The sequence below is a fragment of the Vibrio maritimus genome (assembly GCF_021441885.1).
GTDB lineage: Bacteria > Pseudomonadota > Gammaproteobacteria > Enterobacterales > Vibrionaceae > Vibrio > Vibrio maritimus_B.
In genome coordinates, this window is record NZ_CP090438.1 from 138,591 (window position 1) to 155,532 (window position 16,942).

The 16,942-nt window shown below is 48.4% G+C and carries 15 protein-coding genes; 6 read left to right on the forward strand and 9 right to left on the reverse strand.

Annotated elements, in window-relative coordinates:
* Positions 1-265 precede the first annotated feature (265 nt).
* Both hemE and LY387_RS00665 read left to right on the forward strand, forming a co-directional pair.
* A complete protein-coding gene (hemE, locus tag LY387_RS00660; RefSeq protein WP_042478979.1) occupies positions 266-1,333 on the forward strand; it encodes a uroporphyrinogen decarboxylase in 1,068 nt (355 codons plus the stop codon).
* A gap of 120 nt (positions 1,334-1,453) precedes the next feature.
* Positions 1,454-1,984 (forward strand): DUF4136 domain-containing protein, encoded by a 531-nt coding sequence (locus LY387_RS00665; RefSeq protein WP_234494970.1) that lies wholly within the window; start codon positions 1,454-1,456, stop codon positions 1,982-1,984.
* Between the two features lie 61 nt (positions 1,985-2,045).
* Here LY387_RS00665 and LY387_RS00670 read toward each other — a convergent pair whose 3' ends face one another.
* Positions 2,046-2,972, reverse strand: a complete 927-nt coding sequence (locus tag LY387_RS00670; RefSeq protein WP_234494971.1) for a D-2-hydroxyacid dehydrogenase — start codon at positions 2,970-2,972, stop codon at positions 2,046-2,048.
* Positions 2,973-3,037: 65 nt separating this feature from the next.
* Here LY387_RS00670 and LY387_RS00675 point away from each other — a divergent pair, with 65 nt between their 5' ends.
* Positions 3,038-3,625 (forward strand): YjaG family protein, encoded by a 588-nt coding sequence (locus LY387_RS00675; RefSeq protein ID WP_234494972.1) that lies wholly within the window; start codon positions 3,038-3,040, stop codon positions 3,623-3,625.
* A gap of 35 nt (positions 3,626-3,660) precedes the next feature.
* Here LY387_RS00675 and greB read toward each other — a convergent pair whose 3' ends face one another.
* Together greB and LY387_RS00685 are read right to left on the reverse strand one after the other, a co-directional pair.
* Positions 3,661-4,140, reverse strand: a complete 480-nt coding sequence (gene greB, locus LY387_RS00680; protein ID WP_234494973.1) for a transcription elongation factor GreB — start codon at positions 4,138-4,140, stop codon at positions 3,661-3,663.
* A gap of 105 nt (positions 4,141-4,245) precedes the next feature.
* Positions 4,246-5,115 carry a helix-turn-helix domain-containing protein gene (locus LY387_RS00685; protein WP_234494974.1) on the reverse strand — a complete coding sequence of 290 codons (870 nt, stop codon included), beginning with the start codon at positions 5,113-5,115 and terminating at the stop codon, positions 4,246-4,248.
* A gap of 354 nt (positions 5,116-5,469) precedes the next feature.
* Here LY387_RS00685 and ompR point away from each other — a divergent pair, with 354 nt between their 5' ends.
* Complete coding sequence (ompR, locus tag LY387_RS00690; protein ID WP_006071277.1) at positions 5,470-6,189, forward strand: two-component system response regulator OmpR; 720 nt, start codon at positions 5,470-5,472, stop codon at positions 6,187-6,189.
* An 86-nt stretch (positions 6,190-6,275) separates the two neighbouring features.
* Positions 6,276-7,598, forward strand: a complete 1,323-nt coding sequence (gene envZ, locus LY387_RS00695) for a two-component system sensor histidine kinase EnvZ (RefSeq protein ID WP_234494975.1) — start codon at positions 6,276-6,278, stop codon at positions 7,596-7,598.
* Positions 7,599-7,677: 79 nt separating this feature from the next.
* On the opposite strand, the gene recG is transcribed toward envZ, so the two are convergent.
* The 6 genes from recG to gmk form a co-directional block, all read right to left on the reverse strand.
* On the reverse strand, positions 7,678-9,756 hold the full coding sequence (gene recG / locus LY387_RS00700; RefSeq protein WP_234494976.1) for an ATP-dependent DNA helicase RecG: 2,079 nt from the start codon (positions 9,754-9,756) through the stop codon (positions 7,678-7,680).
* An 832-nt stretch (positions 9,757-10,588) separates the two neighbouring features.
* A complete protein-coding gene (locus LY387_RS00705; RefSeq protein ID WP_234494977.1) occupies positions 10,589-10,873 on the reverse strand; it encodes a GIY-YIG nuclease family protein in 285 nt (94 codons plus the stop codon).
* A gap of 96 nt (positions 10,874-10,969) precedes the next feature.
* Positions 10,970-11,656, reverse strand: a complete 687-nt coding sequence (gene trmH / locus LY387_RS00710) for a tRNA (guanosine(18)-2'-O)-methyltransferase TrmH (RefSeq protein ID WP_234494978.1) — start codon at positions 11,654-11,656, stop codon at positions 10,970-10,972.
* Positions 11,657-11,719: 63 nt separating this feature from the next.
* Positions 11,720-13,837: a bifunctional GTP diphosphokinase/guanosine-3',5'-bis pyrophosphate 3'-pyrophosphohydrolase gene (gene spoT / locus LY387_RS00715; RefSeq protein WP_042476939.1), complete on the reverse strand. Its 2,118-nt coding sequence runs from the start codon at positions 13,835-13,837 to the stop codon at positions 11,720-11,722.
* A gap of 45 nt (positions 13,838-13,882) precedes the next feature.
* On the reverse strand, positions 13,883-14,155 hold the full coding sequence (rpoZ, locus tag LY387_RS00720) for a DNA-directed RNA polymerase subunit omega (RefSeq protein ID WP_006071268.1): 273 nt from the start codon (positions 14,153-14,155) through the stop codon (positions 13,883-13,885).
* A gap of 242 nt (positions 14,156-14,397) precedes the next feature.
* Positions 14,398-15,021, reverse strand: coding sequence for a guanylate kinase (gene gmk, locus LY387_RS00725; RefSeq protein WP_234496028.1), 624 nt, complete (start codon positions 15,019-15,021; stop codon positions 14,398-14,400).
* A gap of 380 nt (positions 15,022-15,401) precedes the next feature.
* Between gmk and LY387_RS00730 the strand changes: the two genes are divergently transcribed.
* A complete protein-coding gene (locus LY387_RS00730; protein WP_234494979.1) occupies positions 15,402-16,772 on the forward strand; it encodes an NCS2 family permease in 1,371 nt (456 codons plus the stop codon).
* Positions 16,773-16,942 lie beyond the last annotated feature (170 nt).

Consider the following 16,942-nt stretch of genomic DNA (forward strand, 5'->3'; position numbering starts at 1 on the left):
TTATGAGATGCTGAGTCTAGAGACTCAGTAGTATTATTGTAATTTTCGCTAGCAAACAAACTTTTAACATTCCTTTTGGTCCTTGGCAAACTCACCTCAAAACTGCGTATTGATAATATGATCTGCTTTGCAAAGTGACTCTTTTTTGAGCGGTGGCGCAGCACAGGCGATGACCCTCAAATTTTGGTAAAAGAATTGTTATCTAAGGCTGCCAACCATGAATGAATAGCGGTAAACTAACGCCTTTCGAATTGGAGAAAAAAGAATGACGGAATTAAAGAACGATCGCTATCTTCGAGCGTTGTTAAAGCAACCTGTAGACTACACACCAGTATGGATGATGCGCCAAGCGGGCCGTTACCTTCCAGAATACCGTGAGACTCGCTCAGTAGCGGGTGATTTCATGTCACTGTGTAAGAATGCAGAGCTAGCGTCTGAGGTGACTCTTCAGCCGCTACGCCGTTTCCCACTGGATGCCGCCATTCTATTTTCTGACATCTTGACGATTCCTGATGCAATGGGCCTAGGTTTGTACTTTGAAGCGGGTGAAGGTCCTAAGTTTGAGCGTCCAATTACCTGCAAAGCAGATGTCGACAAGATTGGTATACCAGATCCAGAAGGCGAGCTAAAGTACGTAATGAACGCCGTCCGTCAGATCCGTAAAGACTTGAATGGTGATGTTCCGCTGATTGGTTTCTCTGGTAGCCCGTGGACTTTGGCTACTTACATGGTTGAAGGTGGCAGCTCGAAAGCCTTCACTAAAATCAAGAAGATGATGTACGCAGAGCCACAAATCCTGCATGCACTTCTTGATAAGCTAGCAGACAGTGTTATCGAATATCTAAATGCTCAGATCAAAGCAGGTGCTCAGTCTGTAATGGTATTTGATACTTGGGGTGGCGTCTTAACACCTCGCGATTACAACCTGTTCTCACTTCAGTACATGCATAAGATTGTCGATGGCCTTATCCGTGAAAATGAAGGTCGCCGCGTTCCAGTGACCTTGTTCACTAAGAACGGCGGTATGTGGCTAGAGCAAATCGCTGCAACAGGTTGTGATGCGGTCGGTTTAGACTGGACCATCAACATTGCCGATGCGAAAGCTCGCGTAGGCGATAAAGTGGCACTTCAGGGTAACATGGATCCATCTATGCTTTACGCTCAACCTGAGCGTATTCGTGAAGAAGTGGCGACCATCCTGGAAGGCTTTGGCGACGGTGGTACAGGTCATGTATTCAACCTAGGTCACGGCATCCACTTGGATGTACCACCAGAGAATGCTGGTGTGTTTGTAGAGGCCGTTCACGAGCTATCTAAGCCATACCACAAGTAATCCATTTCTAATTACTGTCGTCTAAATATTGAGATGCCGTTATTTCCCAAAAGGGAGTAACGGCATTTTTGTCTCACTTTGACTACGCTTTAACTAGGTCTTGTGTTGTGAGGCAACCCTATGTTTAAAGTGCTTGTTCCCTTTCTAGCTTCGCTGCTGTTTCTCACCGGTTGTGCCTCAGACGTCGCAACCGACTACAACTCTAGCGTCAACTTCGCTGCGTTCAACACGTATCAATACCAAGAAAACGCTGAGGTGCCAGTTAGCCTAGATGGTGCCCGCATCAAACAAGCCGTTGATAACGAGCTCAATGTTCGAGGTTTTTCTATGGTGGAACAGGGGGCCGACTTGGTCGTGCGCTATGACATCCTTGAGGGCACAGAATTAAGAGCTGATGGCCCTAGCTTTGGATTTGGTATCGGCACGGGTGGGTACAACAGCGGCTATGGTGTGGGCGTCCGTACCCCAACACGAGTGAAGGAGAAAAAATTTGGTAAGTTGGCGGTCGAGCTTGTTGACCCAAAAACCAATGACGTGGTGTGGCGCTCAGTCTCACAGCGTCAGCTAACCGAGACCATGGAGCCGGCCGACAGAGATGTATTTGTACAGGAGCAGGTTCATAAGATGTTTGAGGAGTATCCTGCAAACTAGCTGTATCCGTTTAGGTCATAGAGCTTTTGGATCATGGTGATCCAAAAGCTTAAATACCACCCTAATACCCACGCTCAAAATCAATCAAATTCTGCAGCTGAAACCCATCACGCCAACGCAGATAATTCTCAGCAAATATCTCGACCACCTGCTCAGGAAAACTTATTGCCGCTATATGAGGCGTCACCGTTACGTTTGGATTACTCCAGTAAGGGCACTCTTGCGAGATAGGCTCATCAATAAACACATCCAAAAACGCATGCACCAGGTTGCCGCGCTCCAAGGCGTTAAGCAGAGCGTTGCCATCCACCGTTTGACCGCGGCCAACATTAAAAAACAGCGCATGGCGACAAGCCGCAAATAGGCGCTCATCGAAAAGGCCGTCAGTAGATGGCGTATTAGGGAGCGTGTTGACGATGATATTCGCACTTTCAAGCGCTTTGCCCGCCTCATTGATATGGTAGGTCTCTGCAAAGGCACTTTGTCTTGGTGGGATTCCGGTGCGATTAATGCCTACAGGGATTATCCCCAGGGCTTTGACGGTATTGGCAAGATGGCTACCAATCGCGCCGGTACCAAAAATGACCATGCGTTTGCCGATCATCGATTGATAAGTGTGAGGCTGCCAATCACGTTTTTGTTGCTGCTGCTTGTAAAGGTCGAAATGTCGGAAATAGCCAATCGAGTAACCCAGTACATACTCACTAATCTGCTGACCAAAAATACCTTTCACATTAGTAAGCTTGTAATCCTTACGAAGTGACTCGCCAAGCAGTGCATCGATACCCGCATACGTTGACTGAACCCACTCTAACTCCTTAGCGTCACCCAGTTGTAGTGCCAGTTTTGGTGGTGCCGCTAGCAAGATGGTTGCACCATCGATCTCGGTGGTGATCTCGAGATCTGGCAACTGTTTGGTTTCAAGGAGCTTTAGGTAGTGGTCATTGTTGTCCGTCACAAGTGCTAAGCGATGCTTTTGCGTCGTCATTTCTGGCTATTCCCTATCCGTTTGGTTACACTTCCGCTGTCTACATTCACTACGGCAGAGCGACCATGTTAAAGAACCCTATTCAGGTACGTATCGAAAAATTTGAGCCTTGGCAGCATATCACTTTTATGACCTGTTTGTGCGAACGTATGTACCCCAACTTCGCTATGTTCTGTGAGCAAACCGAGTTTGCGGAAGCGCGCGTGTACCGCAATATTTTGGATGCGGTATGGGAACTGCTGACGGTGAAAACCGCTAAAATCAACTTCGAAAAGCAGCTTGAGAAGCTAGAAGAGGTCATCCCGAACTCAGAAGATTTCGAGATGTATGGCGTATACCCCGCGATTGATGCCTGTTTCGCGCTGTCGACGCTTCTGCATGGTTTGCTTGACCGTGATTACCTACTGGAATCGAGTCTTAAAATCAGCCAGCAGTCCGTAGTGACGGTTGCTCAACTGGAGCAGGCTGAAACTGGCGTTGAGATCACCAACGACAACCAGAAAGAAAACGAAGCCGTGTGTGAAGAGTGGGATGTTCAATGGGCTATCTTCCGCCCACTGCGTGACAGTGAAGAGCGTGATATTGAGCTGATTAAAGACCTGCGCCTAGAATTGAAAGAGCAGGGCATCAGTAATATTGGTGTTGAGATTTAAATACAAAAATGGCCCAGTTCTCTGGGCCATTTTTGTTATAAACCGTTGTAGCTTATTCGATTAACAAACCACTCTTTGATGCCTTCTGGTGTCTTTACCACAAATTCATCATCGACTTCTTTCTTTAAAATCGCTCTTGCCATTGGCGCATCAATGGAAATGTAGCCTTTTGCACCACCGTAGATTTCATCAGGGCCGACAATACGAAAGCTCATGGTATCGCCATCTTCGTTCTCAATCTCGACCCAAGCGCCAAAGAAGACTTTGCCTTCTTGCTGAGGGGAGTAATCGACCACAGTGACTTGCTCTAGGCGTTTGCGAAGGTAGCGGACGCGGCGGTCAATTTCGCGCAGGCGCTTCTTGTTGTACTGATAGTCAGCGTTCTCGGAGCGATCTCCAAGCGACGCAGCCCAAGTCACTTTTTTCGTCACCTCAGGACGCTCTTCACGCCACAAGAAATCGAGCTCTTTTTTAAGTTTGTCATACCCTTCGCGGGTAATTAGGTTTGTTTTCATTGTTCAATCATTTCGCCATTCATCATTGCGAACTGAGTCCACTTACGGAGTCGTGGATTCATTCGCACATGACTACATATTGCCATGAAAACAAAAAAGCTCAATCTATGCTGGAGTGGCGCTTTTCTCGCTGTGAACTTCGGCAGCATTGAGACGGCGGTCTCTTTGCACTTTCTGGTGGTGACTAAGCAGTGACAAGATCCGACCTTCATCATGTATCCGCTCAAAGAATGGGTTGGCGTTGAGGGTATTAATGTTGCACTCATATACGCTGAGCTCGCCAATTCTGTATTTCTCAGGGATGTAGATATCAGAGATGACAGTTTTAGCGTATGGCTTGATGGCTGTAATAAGGACTTTTTTATCTTCAAACATTTCACTCGTATAACGGTGAACCTGGCGATATAGGACTTTATCAAGGGCAAGGTAACTGAGCAGGCAGTCTTGGCCGCTACCATCTTTGCCATGAACGATATGGCCGACCATTGCATTGTTATGAAGGGCGACCACCACGTGGATTTCACTGACAGACATGACACTGATCAGATCATCAAAGCTGATGTTGCGATAATTCTCTTGTGCGTAAAGGATCTGCTCTCTATAGACCTCAGGTAGTTTGTCCCAAGGGTAGGTGACATAGCGATCGATAGTGCATGGGTATAAAGTATCGAACCCGACAAAGAACTGATCATATTTCTCAACGCTTTGAATGAGCCTGAGCTCTTCTTCTGAGTACTGATAAGGCTGCTGAAAAAACGCCGCAACGCCAACGCGTCGCATGAGAGAAGGTTGGCCATTGCCATGCTCCCATTTACTCAGCATCGGCTGATTGACGCCTTGAAAAGCTCGGTGAGACAAACTCAGCGCTTCCACGAGGTCTAGTTGAGACATGCCATTGAAACTTCGCCAGTGCTTGAGTGCTTGGGCAAAATTATCACGCGAAAAATGAAGTTCCCATTGGGGCGCTAGAGTCATAACCTTTCCTTGAATAATTCAAAACAAGATACCGTATACAGGGTATATGACAGAACGACGCCTCGTACGCTAAAACCAAGTTTCAGAATGTTACAAAGCGTTAGCGGGCGCAAGGAATATAGCTACAGGGTTAAATAGGTTTCAGGGAGTAAATTTCCTCAACATGCGATAAACATCGCTCATATCACATAGAACTGTGACGAAGATGAATAATATAGACCATAATTAATAATCTCTAACAATTCCGTGCACAATTTTTACGCAAGGAATGTTACATTTACCGCTGATACGCTGATTTGTCATAGTGTTAGACAATTTAGTGTGTGGATAGCCTTTTTAGTGGTGGAATCGAATATGCAAGAAAATCACAAGATTTTAGTTGTTGATGATGATGCACGTCTGCGTGCATTACTAGAGCGTTACTTATCAGAGCAAGGATTCCAAGTACGCAGTGTTGCTAACAGTGAGCAGATGGACCGCCTGTTAACCCGTGAAAACTTTCACCTTATGGTATTGGACTTAATGCTACCTGGTGAAGATGGCCTGTCGATCTGTCGTCGTTTACGTAACGCCAACAACATGTTGCCGATTCTAATGCTGACAGCGAAGGGCGATGAGGTAGACCGTATCGTTGGCCTTGAGGTTGGCGCGGATGACTACCTTCCTAAGCCATTCAACCCACGCGAGCTGCTGGCTCGTATTAAAGCGGTGTTACGTCGTCAGACTATTGAAGCGCCGGGTGCACCTAGCCAAGAAGAGTCTGTGGTTGAGTTCGGTGACTTCCGACTAAACCTAGGTACTCGTGAAATGTTCCGTGGTGAAGAGGCGATGCCTCTCACATCTGGTGAGTTTGCAGTACTTAAAGCGTTAGTGACTAACGCGCGTGAGCCAATGTCTCGCGACAAACTGATGAACATGGCTCGTGGTCGTGAATACTCAGCGATGGAGCGTTCAATCGACGTTCAAATCTCTCGCCTACGTCGTATGTTAGAGATTGACCCAAGTAAGCCTCGTTACATTCAAACGGTATGGGGTTTAGGTTACGTCTTCGTGCCAGACGGCAAAGAAGCATAATCTCGCTGGTTTTATGAAGGCTCTGGATGGATTCAGAGCCTTTTTTGTTTATTATCAACTCTCGTCTTCGCTCCAAAGGAAACGTTATGCGCTTTCGTAGCTCGTTCACCCAATCCATTCTTCTGTTCTTTACTCTGCTTATCGCCAGTCAGGTTTTCTCGTACTACGCGGTGTATAACTACGCGCTAGTACCAAGTTTGCAGCAGTTCAACAAGATACTGGCGCATGAGTTGGTGTTCTTCTTGGAAGATACCGAAGATGTCGATGGTCAGATTGAGATGGACGCGCCCCTGCGCAGACAGGTGCTGGCTCAGTTAGGTGTGACTATTCATGCTGATGACAGTGCGATGGCGAATGAGTTTAATCATGCTCTGCCTATTGACTTGATGAGTGAGGAGATGACCGATGAGCTGCAGTCCAATACCGAGGTGAGGCTTATCTTAGGCGAAGAGAGTTATATTCTCTGGATGCAGATTGATGCTCTTCCAAACTCTCTGATCCGCATTCCTTTGTCTGAGCTGCAAGAAGAGGACTTCGCGCCGCTGTTTCGTAATAGCTTGATCATGGCATTGCTTGTCATTGTGGGTGGTTGGCTGTTTATTCGATTGCAAAACCGTCCATTAACCGCCTTGGAGAATGCCGCGAAGCTGGTGGGTAAGGGTGAGATCCCACCGCCACTACCAGAGCGAGGCGCGTCAGAGATTCGCTCTGTGACGCGTGCATTCAATCAAATGGCGAAGGGCATTCAAGAGCTTGAGCAAGACCGCACATTGCTTATGGCCGGTATCAGCCATGATATCCGCACGCCTCTGACTCGTATTCGACTCGCGACAGAGATGATGTCGCCAGAGGATAGCTATCTGGCGGAAGGGATCATCAGTGATACTGAAGAGTGTAATGAGATCATCGGTCAGTTCATGGATTACCTCAAGCCGGTCAATACTCAATCTTTTGAACCGATGAGCCTCAATGATATCTCGTCTGATATTGTTTCTTCCGAGGGTGGCTATGAGGTGCAGATTGAATACGCGCCAATGAAGAACATCAAAGATATCGAAGGCAGCCCAATTGCCATCAAGCGGGCCATTACCAATCTGGTAGTGAATGCGGTTCGTTACGGTAATGGTTGGGTGAAGGTCACGACAGGGATGACGGTGGATAATAAACTGGCTTGGGTCACCATTGAGGATAATGGTCCAGGTATTGAAGAGAGCCAGATCGGTCGTTTGTTCGAACCGTTCACTCGCGGTGATACTGCCCGCGGCAGTGAGGGTACCGGTTTGGGCTTGGCAATCGTGAAACGAATTATCAGCCAGCATCACGGCTCTGTAAGCATTACCAATCGCAGTGGTGGAGGCTTGAAGGCTCAGGTGAGTTTTCCTGTGCCGAAGGGTAATAAAAAGCTCTAATTAGCCTAACCTGAATAGAAACCTAGAAAGGTAAAGCCACGCGCTGACAGCGTGTGACTTTACTTGCTTCGGTCTAGAGTTATGCTTTCGCGTAAAACTCTCGGTCGCCCAGCCAGCGGTCGATAATCTTCTTGGCGTTGTCTGGATATTGCTCATGAACATGGCGCGCAATGCGCTGAACTTCGGGCACTAATCGTTGGTCGCGCACCAAATCCGCAATCTTAAACTCAGCCAATCCCGTTTGCTTGGTGCCAAGTAGTTCACCCGGTCCACGTATCTCCAAGTCTTTTTGCGCGATCACAAAGCCATCATTACTCTCACGAAGCACGCCTAAGCGCTTCTGTGCAGTTTTAGAGAGTGGAGAGTGATACAACAGCACACAGTGGCTCGCCACGCTACCACGGCCCACACGGCCGCGTAGCTGGTGCAATTGAGCTAGACCAAGGCGCTCTGGGTTTTCAATAATCATCAAGCTGGAGTTGGGGACATCCACACCGACTTCAATAACCGTGGTCGCTACCAATAGGTGCAGTTCATTGTTTTTAAAGCGCTGCATAACGTCTTGCTTCTCAGCTGGCTTCATGCGGCCATGCACTAAGCCTATTTTGAGATCGGGCAGTTTGCGCTGCAGGTCTTCAGCCGTGTCGGCTGCTGCTTGCGCTTCAAGTACTTCCGACTCATCAATAAGGGTACACACCCAATAGGCTTGCTTGCCTTCATGCAGGCAGGCATTTTTAACCCTTTCAATCACATCATCGCGCTTAGTATCGGGAATAGCGACGGTTTGAATCGGGGTTCGACCTGGTGGAAGCTCATCGATAACTGAAGTTTCTAAGTCAGCATAAGCGGTCATCGCCAGCGTTCTTGGAATTGGCGTTGCCGTCATGATCAATTGGTGTGGGTAGAAGCCTTGCTTGGCACCTTTGGCACGCAGTTCTAGACGCTGGTGGACCCCAAAACGGTGCTGTTCATCGATGATGACAAGGGCGAGATTGTTAAATTCAACCGACTCCTGAAACAGCGCATGAGTCCCCACTACCATCTGCGCTTCACCACTGGCGATGCGCGCTAGCTCGGCTTCTTTCGCCTTGCCTTTCTGCTTACCAGACAGCCAACCGACTTGGATGCCCATAGACTCAAACCAGCCGGCAAAGTTAATGGCATGCTGCTCAGCAAGCAGTTCAGTAGGCGCCATCATGGCGACTTGATAGCCGTGTTCAATGGCGCGCACGGCAGCCAAAGCGGCAACCAGCGTTTTACCTGAGCCCACATCGCCCTGGACTAATCGCATCATAGGAATTGGCTTTTGAAGATCGGTTTCTATCTCTTGAACGACGCGAGCTTGAGCGCCTGTTGGTGAGAAGGGCAGTTGTCCGAGTAGCTTGTGCTTGAGCGTCTCGACAGGCTGCAGCGCGATAGCCGCGTCCTGCTGACCTTTGCTTCGCACGGCCAACATCGAGAGGTTCTGTGCCATCAACTCTTCAATGATAAGACGCTGCTGCGCAGGGTGCTTACCTTCATCAAAATCGTCGAGGTTAATGTTCGGTGGCGGGCGGTGAATAATGTGCAACGCCTCAGCAAGCGTCATTTGTTGGTTGTACAAGCCACTTGGGAGGAGTTCATCTACTGCTGCGCCGTCCATTAGCTTAAGGGCTTGGTCGGTTAAGCTCTTTAGAGTGAGCTGCCTCAAACCCTCTGTTGTCGGGTAGATAGGCGTCAGGGTTTGCTCTAGCTTCGGCGTTTTACCTTCAGCATGGAACTTGTACTCAGGATGGATGATTTCAAGACCATGGTTACCGCGCTTTACTTCACCGTAAGCGACTATCACGCGTCCTTCGGAGAAGTTGTTCTTCATCGCTGCGGTGAAGTTGAAAAAGCGTAGTGTGATGGTGCCATTACCATCGCTAACCTTTACCGTCAGCATCTTGCGACGACCAAAGGCCACATCACTGCTCATCACCTTACCCTGCACTGAACCCCAAAGACCGGGGTGCAGTTTGACGATAGGGTAAATACGCGTGCGGTCTTCATAACGATGAGGTAGGTGAAATAGCAGGTCTTGCACCGTGTGCAATCCTACCTTTTCAAGTTTCTCTGCGACTTTTGCCCCCACGCCAGAAAGCGAAGTTAAAGGAATTGCCGACAGTAACTGAGCCATATTCACCATCCATCAAAGTGTTAGATGAGAATATTCAAGCATTTTACTGTCTTTTTGTACAGTTTTATAAGAAGGGTCTACTTTCATGCTCAAAGTTCGTCATTCCACTGGCCGTGCGCCTACGAAGGAGTGACGCATATTTTGAGTGTGGGGAACTTACAACTCCCGTCATTCCTGCGCAGGCAGGAATCTTGTAGAGGCTTGGTGCGCGCGTTGAGTAGACTCCTGCCTACTCAGGAGTGACGACTATTTTGAGTGTGAAGAACCAACAACTCACGTCATTCCTGCGCAGGCAGGAATCTTGTAGAGGCTTGGTGCGCGTGTTGAGTAGACTCCTGCCTACGCAGGAGTGACGACTATTTTGAATGTCAGGAACCTACAACTCGCGTCATTCCTGCGCAGGCAGGAATCTTGTAGAGGCTGGTGCGCGCGTTGAGTAGACTCCTGCCTACGCAGGAGTGACGACTATTTTGAATGTCATGAACCTGAAACTCATGTCATTCCTGCGCAGGCAGGAATCTTGTTGAGGCTTGGTGCACGTGTTGAGTAGACTCCTGCCTACGCAGGAGTGACGACTATTTTGAATGTCATGAACCTGAAACTCATGTCATTCCTGCGCAGGCAGGAATCTTCTTGAGGCTTGGTGCACGTGTTGAGTAGACTCCTGCCTACGCAGGAGTGACGACTATTTTGAATGTCATGAACCTGAAACTCATGTCATTCCTGCGCAGACAGGAATCTTCTTGAGGCTTGGTGCGTGCGTTGAGTAGATCTCTGCCTGCGCAGAGATGACAAAAAATGTATAACCTCGATTCTACGTGACACTTCTCAACTACAGAGAATCATACAAGTCCACCCAATCAGGGTTAACACCCTTAATGAGATTCTCTTTCCATTCACGCTTCCACTTCTTCACCTGCTTCTCTCTTTCAATCGCAGAGTACATCGAATGGTGACCCTCAAAAAAGACTAACTTGTGAACGCGGTACTTTTTAGTAAAACCGTCAACAACACCAGCTTTGTGTTGCCAAACCCTTTGTTTGAGCTGCGAGGTGACACCAATGTAAAGAACGTTGTGGTTATTGGAAGATAAAATGTATACGCACGCATGCTTCATAGAGGTTGCTCAAATAGTGGCAGATTACCATCTGAGCATTTTCTGATTGCGAGTCGCTTCAAACAGAAAAGAAAACCAGTCTTAAATCAAACTTTGTTACTTCTTCTGCATCTCTTTCCACCACGACTCATCAGCAACAATCTGCCCTTCGTCATCGAGTGGTGGATATGGCATGTTTTTCTTCTTAGCGACCTTGGCGAGAACAGGGTGACCACGCTCGAAGAGGATGCGGTGAATGGTTTCTTTTGGAAGCTCACTCGTATCGCGATCGTACATACCTGCCAGCTGACGCTGACGTTGTGCTTCGAATAAAATAAGCGCGCTGGCAACCGAGACATTAAGTGACTGCACCATGCCAACCATAGGAATAATGATGTCTTGATCCGCTTCACCGAGCGCATCTTGAGTAATACCGTTCTTCTCGCCGCCGAGAATGATAGCGGTAGGCTTGGTATAGTCTATCTCGCGAAAGTCGACGGCGTTATCAGACAGATTGGTAGCCAGTACTTGCATGCTTTGGCTTTTTAGCTCGCGCACCGCGTCTGCGACCGTGTCGTGAGTTTCAACTTCCACCCAGTTACGTGCGCCTGCTGAGGTGTGGCTTAGGGTGCGCATTTTCTCATCAGGCCAAACGGCGTGGACCTTGTGCACACCGGCGGCGTCAGCCGTGCGAATGACGGCAGAGACATTGTTCGGCTTGTGAACTTGTTCTAGCAGTAAAGTCAGATCGGGTTGGCGTGCTTTAAGCACTTCCTGAATACGATTGTAGCGTTCTAAATTCATTAGGATGTTCCAAATAAAACGGGCTCGATATTCATCGAACCCGTGTTAGATCAAGCAATAGCCTTAGTTCTTACGACGTCTGACTCGCAGTGCGTGTGGCATAACGCGAATGCGCTTCATGATGCCAGCAAGGTGCACACGGTCTTTGGTTGTCAGCAATACCGTCACAGTATACAAACGACCATCACGCTCTTCCGTCGAAATGCCGTGAATGTTCGAGCCAGTCTTAGCAATCACATTAGTGAGCTCGGCAAGCGCACCTTGGTGGTTTTGCAGATCGACTTGAAGTTCTGCAGTGAACTCTTGCTCGTAGTCGTCACTCCACTCTACCGCCATGTACTTATCTGGCTCTTTCTGGTGACCACGAACGTTTGGACACGTTTCACGGTGAACCACAAGACCACGCCCCGGCGACACATGGGCAATGATGTGATCGTCTGGAATTGGGTGACAGCAGTTTGCGAACGTCAGAAGAATACCTTCCGCTCCGCGGATTGGCAGCTTCTTACCTGATGATGGAATAGAGCTTGTTTGTGTTAGCTCGTCCGTATCACCCAGCAAGCGTCTTGCAATTACGATGCTCATCAGCTCACCAAGACCAATCGCAGCAAGCAAGTCGTCGAGCGACTCTAGCTTGAGGTCGGTGAGTACTTCGTTGATGTTCTCTGGGTAGATGGTATCAACAGAGTGGCGACCTAAAGCATGGTTAAGCAGGCGGCGACCCAGAACCACAGACTCTTCACGACGCATGGTCTTAAGCACCTGACGGATCTTAGTGCGAGCACGTGACGTCACGACATAGTTTAGCCATGCCGCATTTGGACGAGCGCCTGGTGCACTGATGATCTCAACGGTTTGACCGTTCTTCAGAGCCTTGCTTAGTGGGTACGGGTTACGATCAACGCGAGCGCCCACACAGGTGTTACCGACATCGGTATGCACCGCATAAGCAAAGTCGACTGCTGTCGCGCCGAGTGGTAGCTCGACGATACGACCTTTTGGTGTGAACACGTAAATCTCATCTGGGAACAGATCGGATTTTACGTTTTCGATAAATTCAAATGAGTTACCTGCGCTTTGCTGTAGCTCAAGCAGGCTTTGCATCCAGCGCTGTGCTTTGATTTGCGCAGTAGTGCCAGTGCGGTCGCCATTGCCTTTGTATGCCCAATGCGCTGCCACACCCTTGTCAGCCATCTGGTCCATGTCTTCAGTACGAATCTGTACTTCAACAGGGACACCGTGAGGACCAACCATAGAGGTGTGAAGGGATTGATAGCCGTTCGCCTTTGGTACCGCAATGTAATCTTTCATGCGACCTGGACGGGGCTTATACAGGCTATGTACTTGACCAAGTACGCGATAGCAGGTGTCCGCCGTGTCCACGATAACGCGGAAGGCGTAGATATCCATGATGGTGTGGAAGCGCTGCTCTTTGGTTTTCATCTTGTTATAGATGGAGAACAGGTTCTTCTCACGACCCAACACGCGACAGTTCAAACCAACCTCACCGAGGCGGCCTTCGATCTCGCTATGGATACGCTGGATCATTTCCTTACGGTTACCACGAGCAGCTTTCACTACTTCTTTTAGAACGCGATAACGGTTTGGATAAAGTGCTTCAAAACCTAACTCTTCAAGCTCGGTCTTGATGTTGTGAATACCGAGACGATGCGCAAGCGGCGCGTAGATCTCTAGGGTTTCACGAGCAATACGGCGTTTCTTGTCCGGACGAAGCGCGCCCAATGTACGCATGTTATGAGTACGGTCACTGAGCTTAATCAAGATCACGCGGATGTCTTGCACCATGGCAAGCACCATCTTGCGGAAGTTTTCCGCTTGAGCTTCTTTGCGATCTCGGAATTTTAGCTTGTCGAGCTTAGAGACGCCGTCCACGAGTTCCGCGACGGTGTTGCCAAACTGTTCTTCTAGCTCTTCTTTGGTGACTTCCGTATCTTCAATGACATCATGCAACAGTGCTGCTTGCAGAGTTTCGATATCCAGACGCATTTCTGCGAGGATACGAGCAACCGCTACAGGGTGGATGATGTAAGGTTCACCGCTAGAGCGGGTCTGCCCTTCATGGGCATCTCTTGCTACCACATAAGATTGACGCAGAGCCTCAATTTGAGGCTCTGTTAGGTATTCTTGGGCAACGTCTTTAAGGCTATCGAATAGGTACAAATTATAGGCCCGAAAGTCGATGGAACTCTGATTGGATAGGTCGAATTAACGGTTGTGAGCGATGCTGCTTACTGCCGCTAGTTCTGCAGCTTCTTGCTCTTGCTGCTCTTGACGCTCGCGTGCGTCTAGTACTTCTTTCGTGATCAAGCCTTCTTCGATTTCGCGTAGAGCGATAACCGTTGGCTTATCATTTTCTTCTGGCACTAGTGCATCTTTACCACCGATTTGCATCTGACGTGCGCGGCGAGCCGAAATAAGAACTAGGTCGAAGCGGTTGCCAACTTTTTCAACAGCGTCTTGAACAGTTACGCGTGCCATAAGAACTCCAATAGTTAACTAAATTTTTGATGACGAGAAAGTATACAGGCTATTACATTTAGATTCTAGATCACAAATGATCCGTTTAGCTACTGTTACTTAGGTTTTAATTGCGCGCTACCTTCGAAGTAGCACATTCGTCATCCCCTTGAAAAAGGGGATCTCGTGCGGCGAGTGACTCATATAATTTGAGCACGATACTCGCTGATAAAGATCCTCACTTTCGTGAGGATGACGGCTTTCTATCCAGCTAGCAAAGCATCCAGCATGCCTTTATATTTCACCGCTTGCTTGTCTTGCTTCAAACGCTCAGCACGCAAAATCGCTTTAAAATCAACAAGTGCGCCATCAAAGTCATCGTTGACGATAACATAGTCGTACTCGTTGTAATGTGACATTTCTGATTTTGCTTCGCTCATGCGTTTTGCGATCACTTCGTCGCTGTCTTGACCGCGCACGTTTAGGCGGCGCTCAAGTTCACTGTTTGAAGGCGGAAGAATAAAGACGCTTTTCGCTTCTGGCATTTGCTCGCGGATCTGACGCGCGCCTTGCCAGTCGATATCTAGGAAGACATCGATGCCTTTCTCTAGCGTTTCTTCAATCCACAGGCGAGACGTACCGTAGTAGTTACCAAACACTTCGGCGTACTCTAGAAATGCGCCTTGCTCAATCAGTGACTCAAACTCTGATTTTTCAACAAAGTGGTAGTGCACGCCGTCTTCTTCACCAGGGCGCATGCCGCGAGTGGTGTGAGAAACAGAAACCTTCATTGCGTAGGTTGGGTTTTTTTCCAACATAGCTGCAATTAAGCTCGATTTACCAGCGCCGCTTGGTGCCGATACGATATACAGGGTGCCTTTACCAATCATTTGTCAGTGTCCGCATTCTTGGGTTGAAGGAATAGAAGCTGCGCGATGCACTCTTCTATTTTAGATAAAACACTGGCCCAAGTGCTGAAATTTCGGCCAGAAAAATGGAGGCGAAGAGTATCATGATTGAGGGCAGCACGACAAGCTGTCTTCTCTTTGATGTGAGGACTTGCATAAGGCGCACGGGGTAGGTGCCGAGAGTTGAGACGCAATATTCAAAGCAAACGTTTGCTTATTTATCAAGGTTTTGTTTTTTAAGCGATAAAAACCAACAAGAAAAACATTGATTTATTTCTCTGGCTGATTAGAATTCGCGCCATTATTTTTGTCGCGCATACGTTTGCGTCTCCGTCATTTCTATCTTTAAAGGTTCCACTGTGAGTGCAGAATTAGCTGGCCAAAGGCAAGCCAACCCCTCTTTTATCGAAGCTACCTTCAAGGTGAGCGAGCGTAAATCTACGATCGGCACCGAGGTATATGCAGGTTTTATTACGTTTCTAGCGATGAGCTACATCCTAGCGGTGAACCCAGCCATCTTGGGTGATATTCCCGGCATGGACCGCGGCGCGGTATTCACTGCAACGGCGTTAGCTGCGGCATTTGCGACTCTAATTATGGGTTTCTTTGGTAACTACCCAGTGATGCTTGCACCTGGTATGAGCATGAATGGCTTCTTTAAAGGCATGCTTCTTAGCGGCTCAGTGGCTCTGGTTTGGCATGAAGCGCTACTGGGTATCTTCTTCTCGGGCATCATCTACTTGATCTTATCAATGACTAAGATCCGTAAAGCAATGATCGAATCGATTCCAGAAGACCTAAAGCTGGCGATTACCGTATCGCTCGGCTTGTTTATCGCCTTCTTAGGGCTTAAGAACGCCGGTATCATCGTTTCAAACCCAATCATCTTGGTGAGCATGGGCGATATCCTGAACCCTCAGGTTATGATCGCTTACATCAGTATCTTTATTGCGCTGGGTTGTATGGTTCGCGATATCAAGCTGGCGACGTTTATTTCGTTCATATCAGCCATCGTTCTGACCATCCTTGCTGACACCTTTATGGGTACAAGCAACGCACCAATTCCAGATCAGCTCGTCGCGATGCCACCAAGCATGGCAGGTAGCTTTGGTGCTATCTTCGATTTCTCTGGTCTAACGGCAGAGAAGATGTTTGATCTGCTGTTCATCGTGATTATCTTTTTAATTGTCGACTTCTTCGATGGTTTGAGCACGATTGTGGGTGTGGGCCGTGACGCTGGCATCATCGACAAAGACGGCAAGGTGCCAAATGCTCGTTCAGCGCTCGTCGCTGATGCGGGTGGTACAGTAATGGGCTCGCTGCTTGGTACTACGTCGGTTACAGCATTCTCTGAGTCGGGCATCGCGTCTTCTCAAGGTGCGAAAACCGGCCTAGCGGCAGTTGTAGTAGCCGGTTTGTTCTTTGTGTCTCTATTCCTATACCCGCTATTCTCATTGTTCTCTGCGGCCATGGTGGCACCAGCGATGGTTGTGGTTGGTATTTACATGATTGGTCGCCTAGGCGATATTAAGTGGGACAAAAAAGAGTCGCGCATCGCTGCCTTCTTTACCATTATGTTTACCGTGCTGAGCTTCTCACCAGCAAACGGTATGGCGATGGGCTTTATCAGTTATGCATTTAGTATGGTTGTGGCAGGCAAGGGTAGAGAGGTTCATCCGGTGATCTATGTGTTGTCGGCGCTGTTTATGACTTACTTGGTGTTGTTGTAGTCACTTGTAAATATTGAACCTGCACACAGCGGCTCTCGTCATTCCTGCGCAGGCAGGAATCTAATTGAGGCTTGGCGCGAGCGTTGAGAAGACCCCTGCCTGCGCAGGGGTGACGATAAATTTTGTTTTCTAAGAACTCTAAAGCGCCGTCATTCCACTGGCCGTGCACT

Bases quoted from the DNA above. Each gene is read 5' to 3' on its own strand.
- hemE (WP_042478979.1), top strand. From the start codon at position 266: ATGACGGAATTAAAGAACGATCGCTATCTTCGAGCGTTGTTAAAGCAA.
- LY387_RS00665 (WP_234494970.1), top strand. From the start codon at position 1,454: ATGTTTAAAGTGCTTGTTCCCTTTCTAGCTTCGCTGCTGTTTCTCACC.
- LY387_RS00670 (WP_234494971.1), bottom strand. From the start codon at position 2,972: ATGACGACGCAAAAGCATCGCTTAGCACTTGTGACGGACAACAATGAC.
- LY387_RS00675 (WP_234494972.1), top strand. From the start codon at position 3,038: ATGTTAAAGAACCCTATTCAGGTACGTATCGAAAAATTTGAGCCTTGG.
- greB (WP_234494973.1), bottom strand. From the start codon at position 4,140: ATGAAAACAAACCTAATTACCCGCGAAGGGTATGACAAACTTAAAAAA.
- LY387_RS00685 (WP_234494974.1), bottom strand. From the start codon at position 5,115: ATGACTCTAGCGCCCCAATGGGAACTTCATTTTTCGCGTGATAATTTT.
- ompR (WP_006071277.1), top strand. From the start codon at position 5,470: ATGCAAGAAAATCACAAGATTTTAGTTGTTGATGATGATGCACGTCTG.
- envZ (WP_234494975.1), top strand. From the start codon at position 6,276: ATGCGCTTTCGTAGCTCGTTCACCCAATCCATTCTTCTGTTCTTTACT.
- recG (WP_234494976.1), bottom strand. From the start codon at position 9,756: ATGGCTCAGTTACTGTCGGCAATTCCTTTAACTTCGCTTTCTGGCGTG.
- LY387_RS00705 (WP_234494977.1), bottom strand. From the start codon at position 10,873: ATGAAGCATGCGTGCGTATACATTTTATCTTCCAATAACCACAACGTT.
- trmH (WP_234494978.1), bottom strand. From the start codon at position 11,656: ATGAATTTAGAACGCTACAATCGTATTCAGGAAGTGCTTAAAGCACGC.
- rpoZ (WP_006071268.1), bottom strand. From the start codon at position 14,155: ATGGCACGCGTAACTGTTCAAGACGCTGTTGAAAAAGTTGGCAACCGC.